The sequence below is a fragment of the Sphingomonas sp. genome, from assembly GCF_017745215.1.
In the GTDB taxonomy this organism is placed as follows: Bacteria; Pseudomonadota; Alphaproteobacteria; order Sphingomonadales; family Sphingomonadaceae; genus Sphingomonas.
The window spans coordinates 1-22,628 of sequence record NZ_JAGHZV010000003.1 but is presented as its reverse complement, the minus strand read 5'-3'; the positions used below and the strand labels follow the sequence as shown (position 1 = coordinate 22,628).

The 22,628-nt window shown below is 69.0% G+C and carries 18 protein-coding genes; 6 read left to right on the top strand and 12 right to left on the bottom strand.

Features of this window, described 5'->3' with window-relative positions; translation table 11 throughout:
- Positions 1–81 precede the first annotated feature (81 nt).
- The 3 genes from J7495_RS04015 (at position 82) to J7495_RS04005 (ending at position 8,035) form a co-directional block, all read left to right on the top strand.
- Positions 82–2,244, top strand: a complete 2,163-nt coding sequence (locus J7495_RS04015; RefSeq protein WP_294054795.1) for a BamA/TamA family outer membrane protein — start codon at positions 82–84, stop codon at positions 2,242–2,244.
- Positions 2,244–6,476 (top strand): translocation/assembly module TamB domain-containing protein, encoded by a 4,233-nt coding sequence (locus J7495_RS04010; RefSeq protein ID WP_294054794.1) that lies wholly within the window; start codon positions 2,244–2,246, stop codon positions 6,474–6,476. The genes J7495_RS04015 and J7495_RS04010 overlap by 1 nt, the downstream gene beginning before the upstream one ends.
- 92 nt (positions 6,477–6,568) lie before the next feature.
- Positions 6,569–8,035, top strand: a complete 1,467-nt coding sequence (locus J7495_RS04005; RefSeq protein ID WP_294054793.1) for an NAD(P)/FAD-dependent oxidoreductase — start codon at positions 6,569–6,571, stop codon at positions 8,033–8,035.
- 130 nt (positions 8,036–8,165) lie between these two features.
- On the opposite strand, the gene J7495_RS04000 is transcribed toward J7495_RS04005, so the two are convergent.
- The 6 genes from J7495_RS04000 to J7495_RS03975 all read right to left on the bottom strand — a co-directional run bounded on the left by J7495_RS04000 (position 8,166) and on the right by J7495_RS03975 (position 13,527).
- Entirely contained in the window at positions 8,166–8,627 is a 462-nt protein-coding gene (locus J7495_RS04000; protein WP_294054792.1) for a GNAT family N-acetyltransferase, read from the bottom strand.
- A 160-nt stretch (positions 8,628–8,787) separates the two neighbouring features.
- On the bottom strand, positions 8,788–10,677 hold the full coding sequence (locus J7495_RS03995) for an acetyl/propionyl/methylcrotonyl-CoA carboxylase subunit alpha (protein ID WP_294054791.1): 1,890 nt from the start codon (positions 10,675–10,677) through the stop codon (positions 8,788–8,790).
- Complete coding sequence (locus tag J7495_RS03990; protein ID WP_294054790.1) at positions 10,674–10,985, bottom strand: DUF3088 family protein; 312 nt, start codon at positions 10,983–10,985, stop codon at positions 10,674–10,676. Before J7495_RS03990 ends, J7495_RS03995 begins: the two co-directional genes overlap by 4 nt.
- Complete coding sequence (locus tag J7495_RS03985; protein ID WP_294054789.1) at positions 10,985–11,485, bottom strand: nuclear transport factor 2 family protein; 501 nt, start codon at positions 11,483–11,485, stop codon at positions 10,985–10,987. The genes J7495_RS03990 and J7495_RS03985 overlap by 1 nt, the downstream gene beginning before the upstream one ends.
- Positions 11,486–11,508: 23 nt before the next feature.
- On the bottom strand, positions 11,509–11,919 hold the full coding sequence (locus J7495_RS03980; RefSeq protein WP_294054788.1) for a hypothetical protein: 411 nt from the start codon (positions 11,917–11,919) through the stop codon (positions 11,509–11,511).
- 6 nt (positions 11,920–11,925) lie between these two features.
- Positions 11,926–13,527 carry a carboxyl transferase domain-containing protein gene (locus J7495_RS03975; RefSeq protein ID WP_294054787.1) on the bottom strand — a complete coding sequence of 534 codons (1,602 nt, stop codon included), beginning with the start codon at positions 13,525–13,527 and terminating at the stop codon, positions 11,926–11,928.
- A gap of 140 nt (positions 13,528–13,667) precedes the next feature.
- Here J7495_RS03975 and J7495_RS03970 point away from each other — a divergent pair, with 140 nt between their 5' ends.
- Positions 13,668–15,743 (top strand): M13 family metallopeptidase, encoded by a 2,076-nt coding sequence (locus tag J7495_RS03970; RefSeq protein WP_294054786.1) that lies wholly within the window; start codon positions 13,668–13,670, stop codon positions 15,741–15,743.
- A gap of 7 nt (positions 15,744–15,750) precedes the next feature.
- Here the strand turns inward: J7495_RS03970 and J7495_RS03965 are convergent, their stop codons facing one another.
- Positions 15,751–16,626 carry a LysR family transcriptional regulator gene (locus J7495_RS03965; RefSeq protein WP_294054785.1) on the bottom strand — a complete coding sequence of 292 codons (876 nt, stop codon included), beginning with the start codon at positions 16,624–16,626 and terminating at the stop codon, positions 15,751–15,753.
- Positions 16,627–16,728: 102 nt separating this feature from the next.
- On the opposite strand from J7495_RS03965, the gene J7495_RS03960 reads away from it, so the two are divergent.
- Positions 16,729–17,700, top strand: coding sequence for an alpha/beta hydrolase (locus J7495_RS03960; RefSeq protein WP_294054784.1), 972 nt, complete (start codon positions 16,729–16,731; stop codon positions 17,698–17,700).
- A gap of 48 nt (positions 17,701–17,748) precedes the next feature.
- Here the strand turns inward: J7495_RS03960 and J7495_RS03955 are convergent, their stop codons facing one another.
- Positions 17,749–18,585, bottom strand: a complete 837-nt coding sequence (locus J7495_RS03955; RefSeq protein ID WP_294054783.1) for a c-type cytochrome — start codon at positions 18,583–18,585, stop codon at positions 17,749–17,751.
- Between the two features lie 78 nt (positions 18,586–18,663).
- Here J7495_RS03955 and J7495_RS03950 point away from each other — a divergent pair, with 78 nt between their 5' ends.
- A complete protein-coding gene (locus tag J7495_RS03950; RefSeq protein WP_294054782.1) occupies positions 18,664–19,068 on the top strand; it encodes a hypothetical protein in 405 nt (134 codons plus the stop codon).
- A gap of 2 nt (positions 19,069–19,070) precedes the next feature.
- Here J7495_RS03950 and J7495_RS03945 read toward each other — a convergent pair whose 3' ends face one another.
- The 4 genes from J7495_RS03945 to hmgA all read right to left on the bottom strand — a co-directional run bounded on the left by J7495_RS03945 (position 19,071) and on the right by hmgA (position 22,377).
- Positions 19,071–19,331: a hypothetical protein gene (locus J7495_RS03945; RefSeq protein ID WP_294054781.1), complete on the bottom strand. Its 261-nt coding sequence runs from the start codon at positions 19,329–19,331 to the stop codon at positions 19,071–19,073.
- Between the two features lie 42 nt (positions 19,332–19,373).
- Positions 19,374–20,528, bottom strand: a complete 1,155-nt coding sequence (locus tag J7495_RS03940) for an isovaleryl-CoA dehydrogenase (protein WP_294054780.1) — start codon at positions 20,526–20,528, stop codon at positions 19,374–19,376.
- Positions 20,529–20,610: 82 nt separating this feature from the next.
- Positions 20,611–20,964 carry a Rieske (2Fe-2S) protein gene (locus J7495_RS03935; RefSeq protein ID WP_294054779.1) on the bottom strand — a complete coding sequence of 118 codons (354 nt, stop codon included), beginning with the start codon at positions 20,962–20,964 and terminating at the stop codon, positions 20,611–20,613.
- A gap of 135 nt (positions 20,965–21,099) precedes the next feature.
- Positions 21,100–22,377 carry a homogentisate 1,2-dioxygenase gene (gene hmgA, locus J7495_RS03930; RefSeq protein ID WP_294054778.1) on the bottom strand — a complete coding sequence of 426 codons (1,278 nt, stop codon included), beginning with the start codon at positions 22,375–22,377 and terminating at the stop codon, positions 21,100–21,102.
- Between the last annotated feature and the right edge of the window lie 251 nt (positions 22,378–22,628).

The following is a 22,628-nucleotide window of genomic DNA, read 5'->3' as shown; positions in this document are numbered from 1 at the left end:
GCGAAACGTTTCGGAGCCATTTCCGTCTCCGAAGGTTACGCAAGGGGGAGGCCGGAACACCGGCCCCCGGAAGGAGACGCGTTGCGCAAGGGGGTAAGACTGGTGTGGGTAGCGGCGCTGGCCGGGACGGCCCTGGTGCCGGCCGTCGCGCATGCCCAGATCTCGCCGGGCGGCCAGCCGGGGCAGGGCGCACCCGCCTCCAGTCCGACGCCGCCGCAGGATGCCTCGCCCGACCCGGCCGTCGCGGACGAGAAGCCGATCATCCCCGACGCCGAGTTCGAAGCGCAGATGCCGCAAGTGACCGGCGACCTCGACGCGCCGCTCGCGCCCCTGCCCGAGAATACGGCCCCGGTCGCGGCCGACGCGAGCAGCAAGGCCGTCGCCGAGCATATCGAAGCGCTCGCGCCGGTGCCCGAGCAGGAGCCCGAGCTTGCCGCGCCGCTGCCTCCGCTCTCCGCCTTCGACGTCACCGCGCAGCCGACCGACGCAGCCGAGACCGACGACAAGACGGTGGTGATCCGCTACACCACGCTGCTCCAGGGCCTCGACGAGCTCGGGCTCGACGACGAGTTCCGCGGCCTCTCGGCGCTCGAGAAGGGCAAGGGCAAGGCCGCCAATGCCGCGATGGTCGCTGCCCGGGCGCGCGAGGACGAGCGGCTGGCGCTGCGTCTCCTCCAGTCGCTCGGCTATTATGACGCGACCGCGCTCTCCTCGGTCGAGCAATATCCCAAGGGCTCGCTCGACCTGCGCGCCGTGATCTCGACGACTCCGGGGCCGCTCTACAAGCTCGGCTCGGTGACGGTGGTGACGCCGTCGGGGACGCCCCAGGGCGTCGTCGAGCGCGAGCTGCCGCTGTTCATCGGCGATCCGATCGAAGCGACGCGCGTCCAGGGCGCCGAGGCCAATGTCAGCCTCAAGCTCCCCCAGCAGGGCTATCCCTTCGTCGAGGTCGGCCAGCGCGACATCCTGCTCGATCCCGACACGCGCAAGGGCGACTACACGCTGCCGGTCGAGACCGGGCCTTTCTCGCGCTTCGGCTGGTTCACCGTGAGCGGCCGGCGGCGCGCGTTCGGGTCGGACCATGTCGGCTCGCTGGTGCGGTTCAAGCGCGGCGAAGTGTACGACAGCCGCAAGGTCGATGACCTGCGCGAGGCGCTGATCGCGACGAGCCTCTTCTCGAACGTGTCGGTCGAGCCGGTGCGCACCGGGATCATCGCCCCCGACGGCGCCGAATATGTCGACCTTCGCGTGCGCCAGGACGCCGGCCGCCAGCGCACGATCGCGGCCACGGCGGGCTACTCGACCGGCCAGGGGCTGCGGCTGGAGGGCAGCTGGACGCACCGCAACCTCTTCCCGCCCGAAGGCGCGCTGATCCTCACCGGCGTCGCGGGCACGCGCGAGCAGGGCGCCACCGCGACCTTCCGCCGCTCGAACGCCGGGCGGCGCGACCGCACGGTGCAGATCGGCGTCGCCGCCGACCACAACAACTACGAAGCGTTCGACGCCTATACCGGCTCGCTTTCGGCGCGCGTCTCGTTCGATTCCACGCCGATCTGGCAGAAGCGCTGGACGTGGTTCTACGGGGCCGAGCTCGTCGGCACCAACGAGGACCGGTACAATTACAACAAAGGCGCGCGCGATCGCGGGACCTGGCTGATCCTCGCGGCGCCCGGCTTCCTCGGCTATGATCGCTCGGACAACCTCCTCAACCCGACGCGCGGCTATCGCGCGAAGCTCAACATCAGCCCCGAGACCTCGGTGCGCGGCGCGGCGCGGCCCTATGTGCGCACGATGATCGAGGGCACGGCCTATTATCCGGTGTCCGACAGCATCGTGATCGCCGGCCGCGCGCGCTTCGGATCGATCCAGGGGATCGCACGCGACGACCTGCCGCCCTCGCGGCGCTATTATGCCGGCGGCGGCGGATCGGTGCGCGGCTTCGGCTATCAGGAGCTCGGCCCCCGCTCGCCCGACGGCAAGCCGGTGGGCGGGCGCGGGCTCAGCGAGTTCGCGATCGAGGCGCGTTACCGCTTCGGCGACTATGGCATCGTGCCGTTCATCGACGCGGGCCAGGTGACCGACAGGATGTGGCCGTCGCTGGAGGGGATCCGCGTCGGCGCGGGCATCGGCGGGCGCTTCTACACCAATTTCGGCCCGATTCGCGTCGACTTCGCCACGCCGATCAACCGCAAGCCGGGCGAATCGAAGCTCGCGCTCTACATTTCGATCGGGCAGGCCTTCTGATGGCCGAGGAAACGCTCCCCGACACGTCCGAAACACCCCGCGAGCCCGATGTCGTCGTGGTGCGGCGCGAGCGAGGGCCGTGGCGGACGGTGGCGAAGGGCGCGGCGATCGTCGTCGCCGTGCTGGTCGCGCTGGCGGGCGCGGCGCTGATCGCGATCGACACCGGACCCGGACACGCCTTCATCGCGCGGCAGATCGCGCGCATCTCGCTCGAATCGGGGCTGAACTTCCGCGTCGGGCGGATCGACGGCTCGATCTATGGCGCGATGACGCTCCACGATTTCGAAGTGCGCGACAGCAAGGGCGCCTTCGTCAGCGCGAGCGAGGTCAAGCTCGACTGGCGGCCGCTGCGCTATTTCGGCAACCGGCTCGACGTGCGCGAGCTGGCGAGCCCGCTGGTGCATGTCTCGCGCATGCCGGCGCTCAAGGCGGTGCCGAGCGATCCCAATGCGCCGATCCTCCCGGACATCGCGATCGATATCGCCAGGCTGAACCTGACGAAGATCGACTTCGATCCCGCGGTCACCGGCCAGCGCCATGTCGCGAGCCTGACGGGAAGCGCGCATCTTTCCGACGGGCGCGCTCAGATTGTCGCGGACGGCGGTGCGGTCGCGGCGCCCGGGATCGCGGGCGGCGACCGGCTGGCGCTCAAGCTCGACGCGGTGCCCGACGCCAACAAGCTCGACATCGACCTGCGACTCAACGCCCCCAGGGGCGGGCTGGTGGCGGGGCTGGCCGGGCTCGACAAGGCTTTCACCCTCTCGATCCAGGGCGACGGCGACTGGAAGCGCTGGAACGGCCAGGCGGTGAGCACGCTCGGCGGGCAGGAGCTCGCCGAGCTCGCGATCCAGCAGCAATCGGGCACCTTCCACGTCCGCGGCACTGCGCAGCCGGGCCTCTACATGAAGGGCCCGGTGGAACGGCTCGCCGCGCCGCAGGTCGAAGTGTCGCTCGACTGCGGCTGGAGCGACCGCAAGGCCGACACGCAATTCAGCCTGCGCTCGGCGGCGATGCAGGTCGACGGCAAGGGACTGCTCGATCTGGGCGAGAGCCGGTTCGGCGGCTTCCGGGTCGAAGCGATGCTGCTCGAGCCCGGCGAGATGGCGCCCAACCTCGCGGGCCGCGACGTGCGGCTGGCGGCGCAGTTCGACGGGCCGTTCGCGCGGCCGCTGGTCGACTACAAGCTGAGCGCCGCGGCGCTGGGCTTCGGCAACACGCTGGTCGAGCGGCTCTATGCCGAGGGCAAGGCGCGCGTCGATGCCGACCATATCCTGGTGCCGGTCAAGGCCAAGGCAGCGCGGGTGGTGGGGGTCGACGCCGCGGCGGGCGGCCTGCTCACCAACCTCACCGTGAACGGCGACCTCGCCATCTCGGGCGACCAGCTGCTCTCGGACAATCTCAAGCTCCATTCGGACCGGCTCGACGCGACGGCGCTGGTCGTCGCTGACCTGAGCGCCGGGACCTACAACGCCGCGCTCAAGGGGCGGCTCAACGACTATGTGATCGACGGCATCGCCGTGGTGAGCCTCACTGCCGACGCCAAGCTGAAGCCCGCGCCGGGCGGCGGCTGGGGGCTCGACGGGCAGGTCGTCGGCAAGAGCTCGAAGATCCTGAACGGCGGGCTCGCGGACTTCCTCGGCGGCAACGCCAGCGGCTCGGTGCGGCTGGCGCTGGGCAATGATGGCGGGATCGGCTTCCGCGACGTACGGCTCGAGGCGCCGCTGTTCCGGGTGACCAAGGGATCGGGGCGCTATGGCGCGAACGGCGCGCTGCTGATCGATGCGGAGGCGGTGTCGACGCGCTACGGGCCGCTCACCGCCAAGGTGACGGGCACGGTGAATGCCCCCGAAGTGCTGTTGCGCGCGCCCAAGCCGGGGCTGGGGATCGGGCTGGTCGACCTCGAGGCGAAGGTGAAGGGGCAGGGCGGCGCCTATGCCGTCCAGGCGAGCGGCGGGACCAACTATGGGCCGTTCAACGCCGATGCGCTGGTCGAGACCGGAAAACTGACCATAGTCACCATCCGCTCGGGGCGGTTCGCGGGAATGGATGTCACCGGCAAGGTCGCGCAGACCGAGGCGGGGCCGTTCGCGGGGCAGCTCGCCTTCACCGGATCGGGCGTGACCGGCCGCGCGACGCTCGATGCGCGGGGCGCAACCCAGCATGCGGCGATCAATGCGAGCGCGACCAACGCCCAGATCCCCGGCGTCGCCGAACTGACGATCGGCCGCGCGCTGATCGCTGGGGATATCCTGTTGACGGAGACGCCGCAGATCAACGGCGACGTCCAGATCGCCAACCTGCGCAGTGGCCAGCTGGTGCTCCAGACCGCGCGCGCGAAGATCGACTATCACGGCGGCGCCGGCACTGCGCAACTGCTCGCCAACGGCTCGTCAGGGGTGCCCTTCACCGTCGCGGCGAATGCCAAGCTCGATCCCAGGCTGTGGCTGGTCGCGCTCCAGGGCGAGAGCAGCGGCGTGCTGTTCCGCACCCCCACGCCGCTCCGGATCGTGCCCGAGGACGGCAAATACCGGCTCGAGCCCGGGCGGATCAGCTTCGACCAGGGCTCGGCGCTGGTCGCGGGCAGCTATGGCGGCGGCCTCACGCTCCAGACGCGGCTCGAGAAGGTCGACCTGGCGGTGGTCAATGCCTTCGTGCCCGGGCTCGGCATCGGCGGCACCGCGACCGGCGCGATCGACTTCACCCAGGCGACGCCCGATGCCTTCCCGCGCGCCGATGCACGGCTCGACGTCACCGGCTTTACCCGTTCCACCTTGTCGAGCGTCTCCTCGGCGGTCGACGTGACGCTCGCGGGCCGGCTGTTGCCCGACGGCGGTGACGTCCATGCGCTCGTCAAGCGCGGCGGCTCGACGATCGGCCGGCTGGTCGCGACGATGCGACCGCTCGGGCCCGAGGCGGGGCCGTGGCGCGAGCGGCTGGTGAGGGCGCCCTTGAGCGGCGGCATCCGCTACAACGGCCCCGCCGCGCCGCTCTTCTCGCTCGCCGGGCTCAGCGGACAACAACTGAGCGGGCCCGTGGGCATCGCCGCGGACTTCTCGGGCCAGGTCGAGGCGCCGCAGCTGAGCGGCGTCGTGAAGGCGAGCAACCTCGTCTATGAGAATGAGACGCTCGGCACGCGGCTCTCGAGCCTCAAGATCGACGGGCGCTTCACTGCGGACCGGCTCGAGATCGTCTCGGCGAGCGCAGTCGCCGGATCGGGGACGGTGAAGGCTCAGGGCAGCGTCGGGCTCTCCTCGGCCGCGGGCTTCCCGATCGATATCACCGCCGACCTCGCCAACGCCCGGCTGGCGCGCAGCGAGTCGCTGGGCGCGACCGCGACGGGGCAGGTCCATGTCACCCACGGCCCCGACGGCGGGCGGATCGAGGGGACGCTCACCCTGCCCGAGGCGAATTACGAAGTGATCCGCCAGGGCGCTGCCGAAGTCGCCGAGCTCAGCGGCGTGCGGCGCAAGGGCGAGGCGCCGCCGACTGAGGCGCAGCGCCGCGCCGCGCGCTTCGGCAGGTTCGACCTGGCGCTGCGCATCCGCGCGGACAACCAGATGTTCGTGCGCGGCATGGGGCTCGAGTCCGAATGGTCGGCGAACATCACCGTCGGCGGCACCTCGGCCGCGCCCGAGATCGGCGGTAGTGCGACGATCGTGCGCGGCACCTACGACTTCGCCGGGCGGCGCTTCGACATCGAGCGCGGCACGATCCGCTTCCAGGGCAGTCGCCTCTCCAACCCGACGATCGACATCCAGGCCGAGACGACGGCCGAGGGCGTCACCGCGATCCTCAACGTCACCGGCACTGCCGAGCGGCCGCAGATCAGCTTCACCTCCTCGCCCGCGCTGCCGCAGGAGGAAGTGCTGTCGCGCATCCTGTTCGGCAGCTCGGTGACCAGCCTCTCGGCGACCGAGGCGATCCAGCTCGCGGCGGCGCTCAACTCGCTGCGGGGCGGCGGCGGGGGCCTGAATCCGCTCGGCAAGCTGCGGACGGTGGTGGGGATCGACCGTCTCCGCATCCTCAGCGCCGATGACACCACCGGCCGCGGCACGGCGCTGGCGGCGGGCAAGTACATCACCAACGACATCTATGTGGAGATCATCACCGACACCCGCGGCTTCACCGCCACCCAGCTCGAGATCGCGCTGAGCCGCTCGCTGTCGATCCTCTCACAGGCGGGTGCATTTGGCGGATCGAGCGTCAGCCTGCGCTATTCGAAGGACTATTGAGGATTCGCGCCACGCTCACGTCCTTCGTCGCGCGGGGTTGGTTGCCGGGCTACTGACAGTCCTGTAAGCAGTTCGGCAACGGAGAGGATCGGATGGCCGAGCATTTCGACGTGGTGGTGGTTGGCGCCGGGATTTCGGGCATCGGCGCGGGCTATCACCTGCAGCGCGACTGCCCGGACCGGAGCTATGTGATCCTCGAGGGCCGCGACCGGATCGGCGGGACCTGGGACCTGTTCCGCTACCCCGGCATCCGCTCGGACTCGGACATGTTCACGCTGGGCTTCAGCTTCCGGCCCTGGACCGAGAGCAAGGCGATCGCCGACGGCCCCTCGATCCTGAAATACCTCGACGAGACCGCGGCCGAGTACGGCGTCGACAAGCACATCCGCTATCGCCACCGCGTGAAGCACGCCGCCTGGTCGACCGCCGATGCGGCCTGGACGGTGACGGCCGAGGCCGATGGAGAGACGCGGGAATTCACCTGCAATTTCCTCTACATGTGCACCGGCTATTACAATTACACCAAAGGCTATCTCCCCGAGTTCGAAGGGACGGCGGACTTCCGGGGCCGGATCGTCCACCCGCAGTTCTGGACGCCCGACATCGACTATGCCGGCAAGCGCGTGGTGGTGATCGGCAGCGGCGCGACGGCGGTGACGCTGGTGCCCGAGCTCGCCAAGCAGGCGGCGCATGTCGTGATGCTCCAGCGCTCGCCGACGTACATCGTCTCGCGCCCCTCGGAGGACGGCATCGCCAACTGGCTGCGACGCAAGCTGCCCGCCAGGACTGCCTATGGGATCACGCGCTGGAAGAACGTCCTGCTCCAGCAGTTCTTCTACCGCGCCGCGCGCAAGAACCCGGAGAAGGCCAAGGAGCGCATCCTCCAGATGGTCCGCGACGAGCTCGGGCCGGACTACGACATCGGCACGCACTTCACGCCGAGCTACAATCCCTGGGACCAGCGGCTCTGCCTCGTGCCCGACGCCGACCTGTTCGACGCGATCCGCGCCGGCAAGGCCGAAGTGGTGACCGACACGATCGCGCGCTTCACCGAGACCGGGCTGCTGCTCGGATCGGGCAAGCAGCTCGACGCCGACCTGGTGGTGACCGCCACCGGCCTCGAGCTCCAGCTGATGAGCGACATCGCGCTCGAGGTCGACGGCAAGGCGATCGATCCCGCCCGATCGATGGCGTACAAGGGGATGATGCTCTCCGACGTGCCCAATCTGGCGTTGTCGTTCGGCTACACCAACGCTTCCTGGACGCTGAAGGCCGACCTGACCTCGGCCTATGTCTGCCGGCTGCTCAACACGATGACGAAGCGCCGTATGCGCCAGGCGACGCCGCGGATGAAGGAGACAGTGGGGGAGACCCCGTTCCTCGACTTCACCTCGGGCTATGTCCAGCGCGCGATGCAGCGCTTTCCCAAGCAGGGGACGCGCAAGCCGTGGCGCGTGCACCAGAACTACACGCGCGACGTGATGGCGCTGCGCTTCGGCTCGGTGGACGACGAGATGGAATTCTCGAATCCGGTGCCGAAGCGGCGCAAGGCAGCCTGAAGAGTCACAAGAGTCACGACCCGTCGCCGAAAATCGGGCGTGTCCGTGGGGCTTTTCGACCTGTCAAAGAGCGTGCGCCACCGCTGGTGCGGTAGCCAGCCCAGCAGGCGAAATCCTACATTGCAAGCGCTCAGTCGCGCAGGTGGAGCTTCATGCCGACATGCGTGGGCTTCATGCCGAGCCGCGCGTAGAAGCGCTGGGCAGCGACGCGCTCGTTGGTGGTGGTGAGCTGGACGAGCTTGCAGTCGCGCGCGCGGCACTGGTCGAAGGCCCACTCCAGCATCGCTTCGCCGAGGCCGCGGTTGCGCAGGTGCGGGGCGATACGCACCGCCTCGACCTGCCCGCGCCAGCTGCCGCGGAAGGAAAGGCCGGGGAGGAAGGTGAGCTGGAGCGTGCCCGCGACTTCGCCGTCGAGCTCGGCGACCGCGAGGATCTGGTCGGGGTTGGCATCGATCGCTTCGAAGGCAGCGAGGTAGCGCGGGTCGAGCGGCTCGCTGGGGTCCTCGCGATGGCGCGCGGTGTCGTCGTCCCAGAGGAGGCGGACGATCGCGGGCAGGTCGGCGCGGGTGGCGGGGCGGATGCGGAAGGTCATCGAATCAAGCCATCAAATCCTCCCCTGGAAGGGGAGGGGGACCATGCGAAGCATGGTGGAGGGGTAGCTCTCCACGAGCTTCGAAGCCCGCGGAGAGCTACCCCTCCGTCAGCCCTGCGGGCTGCCACCTCCCCTTCCAGGGGAGGATTGACGAAGCACTTCACTCCACCTTCTCCACCCGCACCAGCAGCGTGCCTTCGCTGACTTGCGCGCCCGGCTCGGCGTTGAGCTCGGCGATGGTGCCGTCGAAGGGGGCGGTGAGGCCATGCTCCATCTTCATCGCCTCGAGCGTGACGAGGCGCTGGCCCTTGGCGACCGCCTCGCCCGCGGAGACTTCCACCGCTGTGACGCGCCCAGGCATAGGGGCGAGGATCGCGCCGTCGCCGGCCTGCGCCTGCCCGCCGGAAAAGGCCGGCAAGGTGAACAGGAAGGGCTGGGCATCCCGATAGGCGAGTACGCCGCTGTCGACCGGGGCGACGAAGCCGCTGGCATCCACGCAGGCTTCGAGCACCATCTCGCGCCGTTCGTTCAGATGCTGGATGGTGATGCGCGGGCCCGGCGACGCATTGACCCGGAACCCGAAGGCGGCGGCCCAGGGGCTAGCGCCGGAGGCTTCGCCGGCGGCGAAATAGGGGGCGAACAGCGCGAGCGCGGCCGTCTTCCATTCGCTTTCGCCGGGCGAACCCGACTCCGTCAACGCGTCACCCCGTGCGGCGATCAGGCCCGTCGTGGCGTTGCCCGACCGGAATTCCGCATCGTTGAGGCAGGCAAGCAGGAAGGACGCATTGGTGCGGACCGGCCAGACGCGGAGGCCGAACAAACCGGTCGCCAATGTCATCATGGCGTCGGTCCGGTCCTCCCCGGCGGCCACCAATTTGGCGATCATCGGATCGTAGAAAGGCGTGACGGAATCGCGCTGTTCCACGCCGGTCTCCACACGGAGCACCGCATCGGGCAGGTCCAGCAGATCGAGCCGCCCGACGCTCGGCAGGAACCCCTTGGCCGGATCCTCGGCATACAGCCGCGCTTCCATCGCCCAGCCGTTGATCGACAGCTCCTCCTGCGTCTTCGGCAGCGGTTCGCCGCTCGCGACGCGCAGCTGCCATTCGACGAGATCCTGGCCGGTGATCTCCTCGGTCACCGGATGCTCGACCTGGAGGCGGGTGTTCATCTCCATGAACCAGATGCGGTCGGCGCGCAGGCCTTCGGAGGCGTCGGCGATGAACTCGATCGTGCCCGCGCCGACATAGTCGACCGCCTGCGCCGCGCGGACCGCAGCGGCGCAGATCGCCTGGCGGGTTTCCTCGTCCATGCCGGGAGCGGGGGCTTCCTCGATCACCTTCTGGTGGCGGCGCTGGAGCGAGCAGTCGCGCTCGAAGAGGTGGACGACATTGCCCTGGGTATCGCCGAACACCTGAACTTCGATGTGGCGCGGGCTGAGGATGTATTTCTCGAGCAACACGCGATCGTCGCCGAACGACGAGGCGGCCTCGCGCTGGCAGCTGGCGAGCGCATCGGCGAAATCCGCGTGCGCGTCGACGCGGCGCATGCCCTTGCCGCCGCCACCCGCGACGGCCTTGATCAGCACCGGATAGCCGATCGCATCCGCCTCGGCCTGGAGCCGCCCGGGGCTCTGGTCCTCGCCGAGATAGCCCGGCGTCACCGGCACGCCCGCGGCGATCATCCGCGCCTTGGCGGCGTCCTTGAGCCCCATCGCGCGGATGCTGTCGGGCCTCGGGCCGACCCAGACCAGCCCGGCGTCGAGCACCGCCTGGGCGAAATCGGCATTCTCTGAAAGGAAGCCGTAGCCGGGGTGGATCGCTTGCGAGCCCGTCGCCTTTGCGGCGGCGATGATCTTCTCGCCGACGAGATAGCTTTCGCGCGCCGGCGAGGGGCCGATGTGCACCGCTTCGTCGGCCTGGCGGACGTGGAGCGCCTTGGCATCGGCGTCCGAATAGACCGCGATCGTGCGGATACCCAGCGCCCGTGCGGTGCGGATGACGCGGCAGGCGATCTCGCCGCGGTTGGCGATGAGGAGCGAGTTGATCATGGATGGCGTTCCGGAAAGCCGTGGCGAGTGTGGAGCGATTGGAGCAGCGGTTCGATCTCGTTGACGAAGCCGCCCTCGCGCAGGACCAGCGCGGGGAGGTTCTGGTTCCCCTCGCCGATCGCCTCGACGACCTCGGCGCGCGGGCGCGGCCAGGCGACGCGGATCACCTCGAGGGCGGCGGCGCGCTCGGGGAAGACCGCGAGCAGGCCTTCGATCGTGAGGCAGTCCTTGCAGTAGAAGACGCGCTCGCCGCCCAGCGCGGGGTCGGCGAATTCATGCTCGAGCAGGAAGAGGCGGTCCTTCGGCATCAGGCGGGGCAGCCCTGGGTGCGCTGCGACCAGGTGATGTTGAGGATCTTCCACTTGCCCTCGACGCGGACGAGATCGAAATGGTCGTAGCCGCAGTGCATCAGCTTGCCGTCCTGGGTGACGCGATAGGCGGCCCAGACCATCGCGATGTCGCCGTCGATCTCGACAGCGGGGTTGCTGATCGCCTCGGAATAGCGGTGGCCGTCGGGAGCGAGCTTGGCGATATACTCATCCCAGCTCAGATGCTTGAAGCGGCGGCTGCCGTCGGGCAGCTCGACCGCGACGGCGACCCCGCCCTCGGGCTGGAGCAGGCTGCGCAGAGTGGCGGTGTCGCTGCTCTCGAGCGTGGCGAGCGCGGCGTTGACGGTGTTGAGGACGGCGGCAGCGTCCTGGTCCTCATAGGCGATCGGGTTGGCTGGCGGCAGCTTGTCCGACGTCTTCTGCGCGAAGGCTGGGGTGGCGAAGAGGAGGGAAGCAAGAGCGAAGGGAAGCAGCTTCATTGCGGACCTTTCAGATGGAAGCTCTAAGGTTGGCTCTGCGTGACCAGCCCAATGGCGTGACCGATATCGCGCCATTGGGTGAATTCCGGGAAATCGTCATTTCGTGCAAATGCGAGAAGGACTTCGATGGCCTGCTTCTGAAGAAGCCATTCGTCTTCGCGCATGATGATAGGGCCGGGCGTGCAAAACAGCTTCGCGCCGTCCTTGTACGGTCGACGCCCTGATAGCGTGTACGCTCTTTGGTGACAGAGCGGATGGGTCTGCCGCCGCTCGAGAACAACCCAGGGTCTCCCGCCGGCGATCTGCACATAGTCGCCACTTGGCATGGTCAGGCTCGCGAACGTAGGGCCGGATCCCAGACTCAAGATCGCAGACCGGATCTGCTCCTCACTTGGATCGAGTATTGGTTCTCTTGCTTCGAGTTCCAGTCTCATGCTGCCTCACATCCGGAACACGCCGAACGCCGGGCGTTCGGGGATCGGAGCGCCCAGCGTCGCACGAAACGCCAGGCCCAGCACGTCGCGGGTCTGGACGGGGTCGATGATGCCGTCGTCCCAGAGGCGCGCGGTGGCGTGCCAGGGATTGCCTTCGTCCTCGTAGCGCTGGCGGATCGGGGCCTTGAACGCCTCGGCCTCTTCCGGCGTCCATTTGTCCGCGTCGCGGTGGACGGTGGCGAGCACCGAGGCGGCCTGCTCGCCACCCATCACCGAGATGCGGCTGTTGGGCCAGGTGAAGAGGAACCGCGGCGAATAGGCGCGGCCGCACATGCCGTAATTGCCCGCGCCGAAGCTGCCGCCGATCAGCACGGTGATCTTGGGCACCGTCGCGGTGGCGACCGCGGTCACCAGCTTGGCGCCATGCTTAGCAATGCCTTCGGCCTCATACTTGCCGCCGACCATGAAGCCCGAGATGTTCTGGAGGAACAGCAAGGGCACGCGGCGCTGGCAGGCGAGCTCGATGAAGTGCGCGCCCTTCACCGCGCTTTCGCTGAACAGCACGCCATTGTTGGCGATGATGCCGATCGGCATGCCCCAGAGGTGCGCGAAGCCGCAGACGAGCGAGGTCCCGTACAGCGGCTTGAACTCGTGGAACTCGCTGCCGTCGACCAGCCGCGCGATGACTTCGTGGACGTCATAGGGCGCGCGAACGTCCTGCGGAAGGAGGCCGTAGAGCTCCTCGGCATCGTATTTCGGTGCGCGCGGCTCGACCAGAGCGATGTCGGGGACGCGGTCGGCGGGGAGATGGCTGACGATGTCGCGGACGATGGTCAGCGCATGCTCGTCATTCTCGGCGAGATGGTCGACCACGCCCGACTTGCGCGCATGGAGGTCGCCGCCGCCCAGGTCCTCGGCCGAGATGACTTCGCCGGTCGCCGCCTTCACCAGCGGCGGGCCGGCGAGGAAGATCGTGCCCTGGTTGCGCACGATCACCGTCTCGTCGGACATCGCCGGCACATAGGCGCCGCCCGCGGTGCAGCTGCCCATCACGCAGGCGATCTGCGGGATGCCCTTCGCCGACATATTGGCCTGGTTGAAGAATATCCGGCCGAAATGCTCGCGGTCGGGGAAGACCTCGGCCTGGTGGGGCAGGTTCGCGCCGCCCGAATCGACGAGGTAGATGCACGGCAGCCGATTGGCTTCGGCGATCTCCTGTACGCGGAGATGCTTCTTGACCGTCATCGGATAATAAGTGCCGCCCTTCACCGTCGCGTCGTTGCACGCGATCATCACGGTGCGGCCCGAGACGCGGCCGATGCCCGCGATGATCCCCGCGCCGGGCACTTCGCCGTCATAGAGGTCGCAAGCGGCGAGCTGGCCGATCTCGAGGAAGGGCGAGCCCGGATCGAGCAGCCGCTCCACCCGGTCGCGGGGCAGGAGCTTGCCGCGTGCGGCGTGGCGCTCGCGGCTCGCCTCGGAGCCGCCGCGCGCGGCCCGGGCGACGTCGGCGCGGAGCTTGGCGGCAAGTGCGCGGTTGTGCACAGCATTGGCGCGGAAGGAATCGCTCTCGGGCGCGATCTTGCTGTCCAGCACCGGCGCGCTCATGAATAGGTCATCCTTCCTGTCCTAATTTCCCCCTCCTTACACGCGTGGAAGGTGCTTGGGAAGCGCGATGCGGGGGGCTGGCGGCGCGGCGCGGGGGACTGTAGCACCGCGGCATAACAGTTCATTCCCGGAGCAAATCGATGAAGACTTCCAGGTCCATTCTGCTGGCGCTGCTGCTGGCGAGCGGCGCGGCACTCCCGGGCGCCGCGATCGGCACGATGGTGGTGCAGGCGGCGCAGGGAACGGCGATCGGCGTCGACACCCAGGGGCTCGACACTAGCGTCAAGCCCGGCGACGACTTCGAGCAATATGCCAATGGCGGCTGGCGCGACAAGGCGGTGATCCCGGCCGACCGCTCGAGCCTCAGCGGCTTCGCCGAAGTCGCCAAGGTGGCCGATGCGCGCAACAAGCACATCATCGACATGGCGCTGAGCGACAAGGCCGCGCCGGCGAGCGACGAGCGCCGCATCGGCGACTGGTACCGCGCCTATGGCGACACCGCGACGATCGAGGCCAGGGGCCTTGCGCCGGTGAAGCCCGAGCTCGACGCGATCGCCGCGATCAAGGACCGTCGCGCGCTCTCCACCGCGCTCGGCGCCGAGATCCGCGCCGACACCGACCCGCTCAACACCGGGCAGATGGCGACCGAGAACCTCTTCGGCCTGTGGATTACCCAAGGTCTCGCGACGCCGACCGTGACCGTCCCCTACATCCTCCAGGGCGGGCTGGGGATGCCCGAGCGCGACTATTATCTCTCGGGCGATGCCGAGATGGTGAAGCTGCGCACCGCCTATCGCGCCTATGTCGAGCAGGTCTTCAAGCTCGCGGGGATGAAGGATGCTTCGGCGCGCGCCGACCGGGTGATGGCGCTCGAGACGCATATCGCCTCGATCCATGCCGACAATGTCGCGGCTCAGGACGCGCACCAGGCGCGGCGCTGGAAGCGCGCCGACTTCGCGAAGAAGGCGCCGGGGATCGACTGGACCGCCTTCTGGGCCGCCGCCAGGCTGCCCAGGCAGCAGGCGTTCATCGCCTGGGAGCCCAGGGCGATCACCGGCCTCTCGGCGCTGGTGAAGAGCCAGCCGATCGCGGCATGGCAGGACTGGCTGGCCTTCCACCGGCTCAACCATTTCGCCGAAGTGCTGCCCAAGGCGTTCGACGAAGCCAAGTTCGGCTTCTTCGATCACACCATGCGCGGTCAGCCCCAGCCCAAGGTGCGCAACGAGCGGGCGCTCGACAGCGTCAACAAATGGCTCGGCGATGCGATGGGGAAGATCTACGTCCGCGACTATTTCCCCGCCTCGTCCAAGACCGAGATCCAGGCGATGGTGAAGAACATCCAGGCCGCCTTCGTGAAGCGCGTCGCCGCGCTCGACTGGATGGCGCCTGCGACCAAGGCCGAGGCCGAGCGCAAGATCGCGACGATGCGCGTCGGCGTGGGCTATCCCGAGACGTGGCGCGACTATTCGAAGCTGGTGGTGCGCCCCGACGACGCCTTCGGCAACCAGCGCCGCGGCGAGCTCGCCGAATATCGCCACCAGCTCGCCAAGCTCGGCAGGCCGGTCGACCGCGGCGAATGGTGGATGACGCCGCAACTGGTCAACGCGATCAACCTGCCGCTGCAGAATGCGCTCAATTTCCCGGCGGGCATCCTCCAGCCGCCCTTCTACGATCCCGCCGCCGACCCGGCCGCCAATTACGGCGCGATCGGCGTGGTGATCGGGCACGAGATCAGCCACAGCTTCGACAACAACGGCGCTGACTTCGACGCGGAGGGGCGGCTGCGCAACTGGTGGACGACCGCCGACCTCAAGCATTTCCAGGACGCCGGCGCGGCGCTGGCGGCGCAGTATGACGGCTATGAGGTGCTGCCGGGGCTGCACATCAACGGCAAGCTGACGCTCAGCGAGAACATCGCCGACCTCGCGGGGCTGGGCGCGGCCTATGAGGCGTACCACGCGTCGCTCGGCGGCAAGCCCGCGCCGGTGATCGGCGGGATGACCGGGGACCAGCGCTTCTTCCTCGCCTTCGCGCAGGTGTGGCGCGGCAAGATGCGCGATGCGGCGCTGCGGGCGCGGGTGGCGACCGACGGGCACTCGCCGGCGCGGTGGCGGGCGTTCACGGTGCGCAACATGGACGGATGGTACGACGCCTATGGCGTGCGGCCGGGCGACAAGTTGTTCCTGACGCCGGAGAAACGCGTGCGGGTCTGGTAAGGGCGGGTCAGCCCCCCGCCACCTCGTCGGCAATCCAGGTGGCGAAGGCCTGCATCGCCGGCGTCTGCTGGCGCGACATCAGGCGGGTGAGCCAATAGCCGCCGCTGTCGACGGTGATCGGAAACGGCTGGACGAGCCGCTCGGCCATCAGCGCGTCGCCGAACATCGCGGGCGGGGCGAGCGCGACGCCGAGCCCGGCCTCGGCCGCCGCGACCATCAGGATCGAGCTGTCGAACACCGGGCCGCGCGGCGGCGGCGGCGGGCCGAGCCCGGCGGCCTTGCACCAGCGCGGCCATTCGTCGGCGCGATAGGAGCGCAGCAGCATCTCGCCTAGCAGCGCGTGGGGGGCATGCAGCCGCGCCGCGATCGCGGGCGTGCAGAGCGGCGCGAGCGGGGCGGTGAGGATCGGCATCGCCTGGACGCCGTGCCACGCGCCGTCGCCGAAGCGGATCGCGAGGTCGAGCCCTTCGCCCGCCAGGTCGACGCGATTGTTGTTGGTCATCAGCCGCAAGTCGACCTGCGGATGCGCGCGCTCGAAGTCGGCGAGGCGGCGGAGCAGCCAGCCCGCGGCGAAGGTGCCGACCACGCCGATGGTGAGTACTTCGCGCAGCCGCCCGCCGGCATAGCGATCGAGCGTCGCGCCGATGCGGTCGAACGAATCGGCGACCGCGGGGACGAGCGCATGCCCCTCGTCGGTGAGCGCGAGCCCGCGCGGCAGCCGGCGGAACAGCACGACGCCCAGCCGCGCCTCGAGCTGCGCGACCTGGTGGCTAACCGCGCCCTGGCTGACGCAGAGCTCGATCGCGGCGCGGGTGAAGTTGAGATGGCGCGCCGCGGCCTCGAAGGCGCGCAGGGCGTTGAGCGGGAGCTGGGCTCTGTCCATTGTCCAGGCATGAATCAATCTAATGGCTCTGTCGAGATTTGATGCCTTGTGAGGTGAGGCGATCGGCGGTTGAATCCGCGCGTCACCAGCGAGGAAAATCCCATGAAACTGCCGCTCCTGATCGTGGGCGCGATGCTGCTCGCCTTCTTCTCGTCGCCGGTCGCCTGCACGGGGCGCGGGGCAGCGACTTCCGAGGATAATCGAGGGCAGGCGGCGGCTGCCACGCCCGTCGAGATCGCGCTCTGGCCCGAAGGCATGGCGCTCGCGCGGCCCGAGACGAACGAGCCCGAGAAAGTGACGCACAGCGAGCGCAAGATCGGCGGCCGTACCTTCCTCGCGATCCAGAACGTCTCGAAGCCGACGATGACCTTCTACCCGGCCACGGGGGCGAACAGCGGCGTGACGATCCTCGTCTTCCCCGGCGGCGGCTATCAGGCGCTCGCGATCGACCTGGAAGGTACCGAAGTCTGCGACTGGGCGGTAGCGAAGGGGATCAATTGCGCGGTGCTCAAATATCGTGTGCCCCAGGCGTGGTGGCACAAGGACTGCCACTGCCAATATCCGCCCAAGCCGCAGATGGCGCTCGAGGACGCCCAGCGCGCGATGGGGCTGCTCCGCCGGCGCGCGACGAGCCTGGGGATCGATCCGAAGAAGGTCGGCGTGCTCGGCTTCTCGGCGGGCGGGCATCTGATCGCGGCGATCAGCAATGCGCCCGAGCGGATCTATCCGGCCGTCGACGAGGCGGACAAGTTGTCGCCGCGCCCCGACTTCGCGGTGGGGCTCTATCCGGGGCATCTCTGGTCGGGGAAGGGCGTCGACCTCTTCTCCTGGGACCCCGTCCGCGCCGATACGCCGCCGACGCTGCTGATCCAGGCCGAGGACGATCCGGTCGACGACGTGCGCAATTCGGTGAGCTATTTCCTCGCGCTGCGCGAAGCGAAGGTGCCGACCGAGCTCCACCTATACGCCGAGGGCGGCCATGCCTTCGGGCTGCGCGAGACCGACAAGCCGATCACTCGCTGGCCGGCGCTGCTGGAGACCTGGCTGCACACGATCGGGATGCTGAAGGGGTAGCCGGCGTCCCTGCGCCGTTCCCCTCCCTGGAAGGGAGCAAGTAGATGGCTAGCCGTCGGTGTCGTGCTTCGCGCGGGCGAGGAGGTAGGCGATGATCGCGGCACGCTCGCGGGGCCTCAGCTCCTTGAGGCGGCTGCGCGCGGTGGCGGCCATCATGCCGAGGTCGCGGCCGGTCTTGCCCTGGCCGGTGGTGAGCAGCCGCTCGAGCTCGGCGGCGGAATAGGCGCCGGCGATGTCGAGGTTGGGGGAAAAGCCGGCATAGCCCTGGAGCGCGGCATTGTGGCATTCGGCGCAGACCGTGCGCGCCAGCCAGCGGCCCCAGGCGTGCTCGGGGTCGAGGTCGACCGGCGGTTCCTTGGCGAAGCGCGCGACCAGCTTCTGCGCGGTGTCGACCTCGCCGCTCGCCTGCGCCTTGCGGAAGCCGGGGCCGAAGCGGATCGGCGGCATCGGCGTGCCCGCGGGCGGGATCGTGCGGAGGTAGAGGACCAGGTCGGCGAGGTCGCCGTCGCCGAGGAACTGGAAGCCTTCGGAGGCCATGAACCAGAATGGGCGGCCGTCCCGGGGCTCGCCATGGCGGATCAGCCGGTCGAGCTGGGCGTCGCTGTAGCCCGGGAGCAGCAGCGTGACGTTGGGGGCGTTCATGTCGCCGAAGTCCGGGTCGTCGGCAGTGGCGTTCTCGCCCTGGAGCGTCTCGCCGTGGCAGCCCTGGCAGGCGAGGACGCGGACGAGGCGCTTGCCGTGCGCGAGCCGCGCCGCGCGGTCGGTCGCGCCGCCGCCTTCGAAGCGGAGCAACGGCGCGGTGGGCGAGGGGGCAGGCGCGGGGCTCCTCGCCGAGCCACAGCCGGCGACGAGCAGCGCGAACCCCAAGACGTACAGGATGCGCATGAGACCCTCCCTGCGCCGACCCTAGCATATTTACGCGACCGTAATCGCGTCGCGTCTACAAGGGCGCGGGAGGCGCGGATGGACTTCAGCGTCAAATGGGCAGGGGCCGGCGCGGCCTATGCGGGGATGATCTTCGGCGTCGTCATGGGGCTGCGGCTGATGCCGGGGCCGGGCGGGGTGATGATCGGGCTGTTCTTCGGCGGCGCGATGGCGCTGCCGCTGGTGCTGACCCACTGGATCGCCGCGCTCACAGTCGGCGCGGCGCTGCGCGGGGCGAGCTTCGGTGCGCAGTTCAGCGCCTTCGCGGTCGCGGCGCTGCTGCTCGACATCGGCATGGTGCAATGGCTGAACGAGCTGTTCCGCTCCGCCGGCGGGCTGTTTGGCACGCCGGCGAACTGGACCGCGCCCATGCTCTTCTACCTCGCGAGCCTGGCGGTCAGCCTCGCGTGCATGATCGTCTGGCCGGAGCCGGCGCGGGGCTGAGTTCAGTCGAGTTCGTCGACCTGCTTGTGGCGATCGAGCCAGCGTCCGCCGAGCACGCCCGCGGCATAGATCGCCGCGAGGATCGCGAACTGGAGCAGCGTGCCGAGGAACACCTGGCCGTTCGATTCAACGTTCAGCATCATCGCGCTGAGCACCGTCGTGGCGATCGCGATCACGGCGACGACGAGCCAGTGCAGCGGCCCGAACGACTTCGCCACGCGGCCATAGGCCAGCATGCCGGCATAGACGGCCAATCCGATCATGATCCTCTCCCCCCAGGGTTGTTTTGGGGGAGGATAGGCAGATCAGGCGGCGCCGATCAACTCGCGTCCGATCAGCATGCGGCGGATTTCGTTGGTGCCTGCCCCGATATCGAGCAGTTTGGCGTCGCGGGCGAAGCGCTCGACCGGCCAGTCCTTGGTGTAGCCGGCGCCGCCCAGCGCCTGGATCGCTTCGAGCGAGACCTTCACCGCATTCTCGCTCGCGAGCAGGATCGCGCCCGCAGCGTCGAAGCGCGTGGTGCGCCCCTCGTCGCAGCTGCGCGCGACCGCATAGACATAGGCGCGGGCGGAGTTGAGCGCGACGTACATGTCGGCGATCTTGGCCTGCATCAGCTGGAAAGTGCCGATCGCCTGGCCGAACTGCTTGCGCTCGCGGACATAGGGGAGGACGACGTCGAGGCAGGCCTGCATGATGCCGAGCTGGATGCCGGCAAGCACGGTGCGCTCATAGTCGAGGCCCGACATCAGCACCCCGACGCCGCCGTTCAGCGGGCCCATCACCTGCTCCTCGGGAACGAAGCAATCGTCGAACACCAGCTCGGCGGTGGGCGAGCCGCGCATCCCCATCTTGTCGATCTTCTGGCCGATCGAGAAGCCGGGCATGTCCTTCTCGATCAGGAAGGTGGTGATGCCGCGCGAGCCTTCGCCAGTCTTGGCGTAGACTACCAGCGTGTCGGCATAGGCCGCGTTGGTGATCCAGAACTTGGTGCCGTTGAGGCGGAAGCCGCCCGACACGGCTTCGGCGCGCAGCTTCATCGAGACGACGTCGGAGCCCGCGCCCGCCTCGGACATCGCCAGCGACCCGACATGCTCGCCCGAGATCAGCTTGGGGAGATACTTGGCCTTCTGCTCCTCGTTCGCCCAGCGGCGGATCTGGTTGATGCAGAGGTTCGAATGCGCGCCATAGCTGAGGCCGATCGAAGCCGAGGCGCGGCTGACTTCCTCGCAGGCGATGACGTGCTCGAGATAGCCGAGGCCGAGGCCACCCCATTGCTCCTCGACCGTGATGCCGTGGAGGCCGAGCTCGCCCATCGCCGGCCAGAGCTCGTCGCGCGGGAACCAGTCGTCGGCGTCGATCCTGGCGGCGAGCGGCTCGATCCGGTCCTTCGAAAAGCGCTGCGTGGTCTCGCGGATCATGTCGGCGGTCTCGCCGAGGCCGAAATCGAGCGTGGGGTCCATGACGTCCTCTCAAGAAATAGTCAGCAATACTGACCTATTTCGGCTTTATTCGCGCATTTCGCTGCGAACCGCAAGCGCGGGTTCAGGCCGTGACGATCATTCCGTCGCGTACTGCCACCGGCCAGGCGGCGAGCCGCGCGCCGGCGCAGGGGCCGCCGACGCAGAGGCCGTCCTCGATCCGGTAGAGCGCGCCGTGCCAGCTGCACTGGATCAGGCTGCCGTCGGGGGTGAGATAGGCGTCGAGCGTCTGGGCGAGCGGCAGCGCCATGTGCGCGCATCGGTCGACATAGCCGTGGACCTCGCCGCCGCGGCGCACGACGAAGCCGTGGAAGCGGCCGGCCTTCATCTCGAGGACGAAGTTGCGCGCAGCGCCGTCGGGGATGAGGTCGAGCGGGCCGAGGGTGACGTCGGGGGGCGTGGCGGTGAGGCGGTCCATGAGAGCGCTTCGACCCTCTCAATCAACCGTCATCCCGGCGAAAGCCGGGACCCAGGGCCAAGCAGGACGTCGCTCGTGACCCTGGGTCCCGGCTTTCGCCGGGATGACGATAAATTTCGGTCCAGCTCGACATCCTCACGGCAGCGTCGCCTTCGGGAAGCCGTTCCATGCCGCGTCGTAATCGTGCTGGGCGTGCGCCAGCGCATATTCCGTCGGGCGATAGGGCCAGCAGGTCTCGACCATGAAGGCCATGGTGCCTTCGATCTTGTGCGGCTTCAATTCGGCGTTGGTCGCGCCCTGCCAGCTGGCGACGTCGGGGCCGTGGCCGGCCATGAGGTTGTGCAGCGAGAGCCCGCCCGGCGCGAAGCCCTCGGCCTTGGCGTCATAGGCGCCGTGGATCAGCCCCATCGCTTCGGACATCACGTTGCGATGGAACCAGGGCGGGCGGAACGTGTCCTCCGCCACCATCCAGCGCGGCGGGAAGATCACGAAATCGGCATTGGCGCGGCCGGGGACGTCGCTCGGCGAAGTCAGCACGGTGAAGATCGACGGATCGGGATGGTCGAAGCTCACCGTGTTCATCGTGTTGAACCGCGCGAGGTCATAGCGCCAGGGCGCGAGGTTGCCGTGCCAGGCGACGACGTCGAGCGGGCTGTGGTCGAGCGTGACCATCCACAGGCTGCCGAGCGACTTCTGGACCAGCTCGAAGGGCTCGTCGCGATCCTCGAACCAGGCGGCGGGCGTCTCGAAGTCGCGCGGGTTGGCGAGGCCGTTGGCGCCGATCGGGCCGAGGTCGGGCAGGCGGAACAGCGCGCCATGGTTCTCGGCGACATAGCCGCGCGCCTCGCCATCGGGGAGCAGCGCGCGGAAGCGGACGCCGCGCGGCACGAGCGCGATCTGGCCGGGGGCGATGTCGACCCGGCCGAGCTCGGTGAGGAGGCTGAGGCGGCCCAGCTGGGGGATGAAGAGCAATTCGCCGTCGGCGTTGACGAAGGCGCGTGCGTCCATGTCGCGGTTGGCGGCATAGAGGTGGACCGCGACGCCCTCGAGGTCCGCGGGGTCGCGGTTGGCGAGCATCGTGGTCATGCCGTCGATCAGGTCGGTGCCGGGGCCGGGCGCTTCGATCGGGTCCCAGCGCAGGCGGTTGGGGGGCAGGGGCTCGTTCGAGGTGCCGGCGGCGAAGCGCGGCGCGCCCTGGTAGCGCGTGTAGGGCGGATGCTCGGCGCTGGGGCGCAGGCGATAGAGCCAGCTGCGGCGGTTCTCGTGGCGCGGCGCGGTGAAGGCGGTGCCCGAGAGCTGCTCGGCATAGAGGCCATAGGCGGGCTTCTGCGGGCTGTTGCGCCCGACCGGCAGCGCGCCGGGGACGGCCTCGGTCGAGACGTGGTTATCGAAGCCGGGGAAATAGTCGGTCATTGCCCTGCCTTGCTCCCCTCCCTGGAAGGGAGGGGAAGAGGATTGGCCGGGGCGAAGCACGCTTCAAGCTACTCGCGTGCTTCGCCCGGCTCTCCCTCTCCAACTCGTGTGGGGCCGTTCGCCCCAAAACCGTCATCCCGGCGAAAGCCGGGACCCAGGGCCAAGCAGGACGTCGCTCGCGGCCCTGGGTCCCGGCTTTCGCCGGGATGACGGTTTTGGGGCGAACGGCCCCACACGAGTTGGAGAGGGAG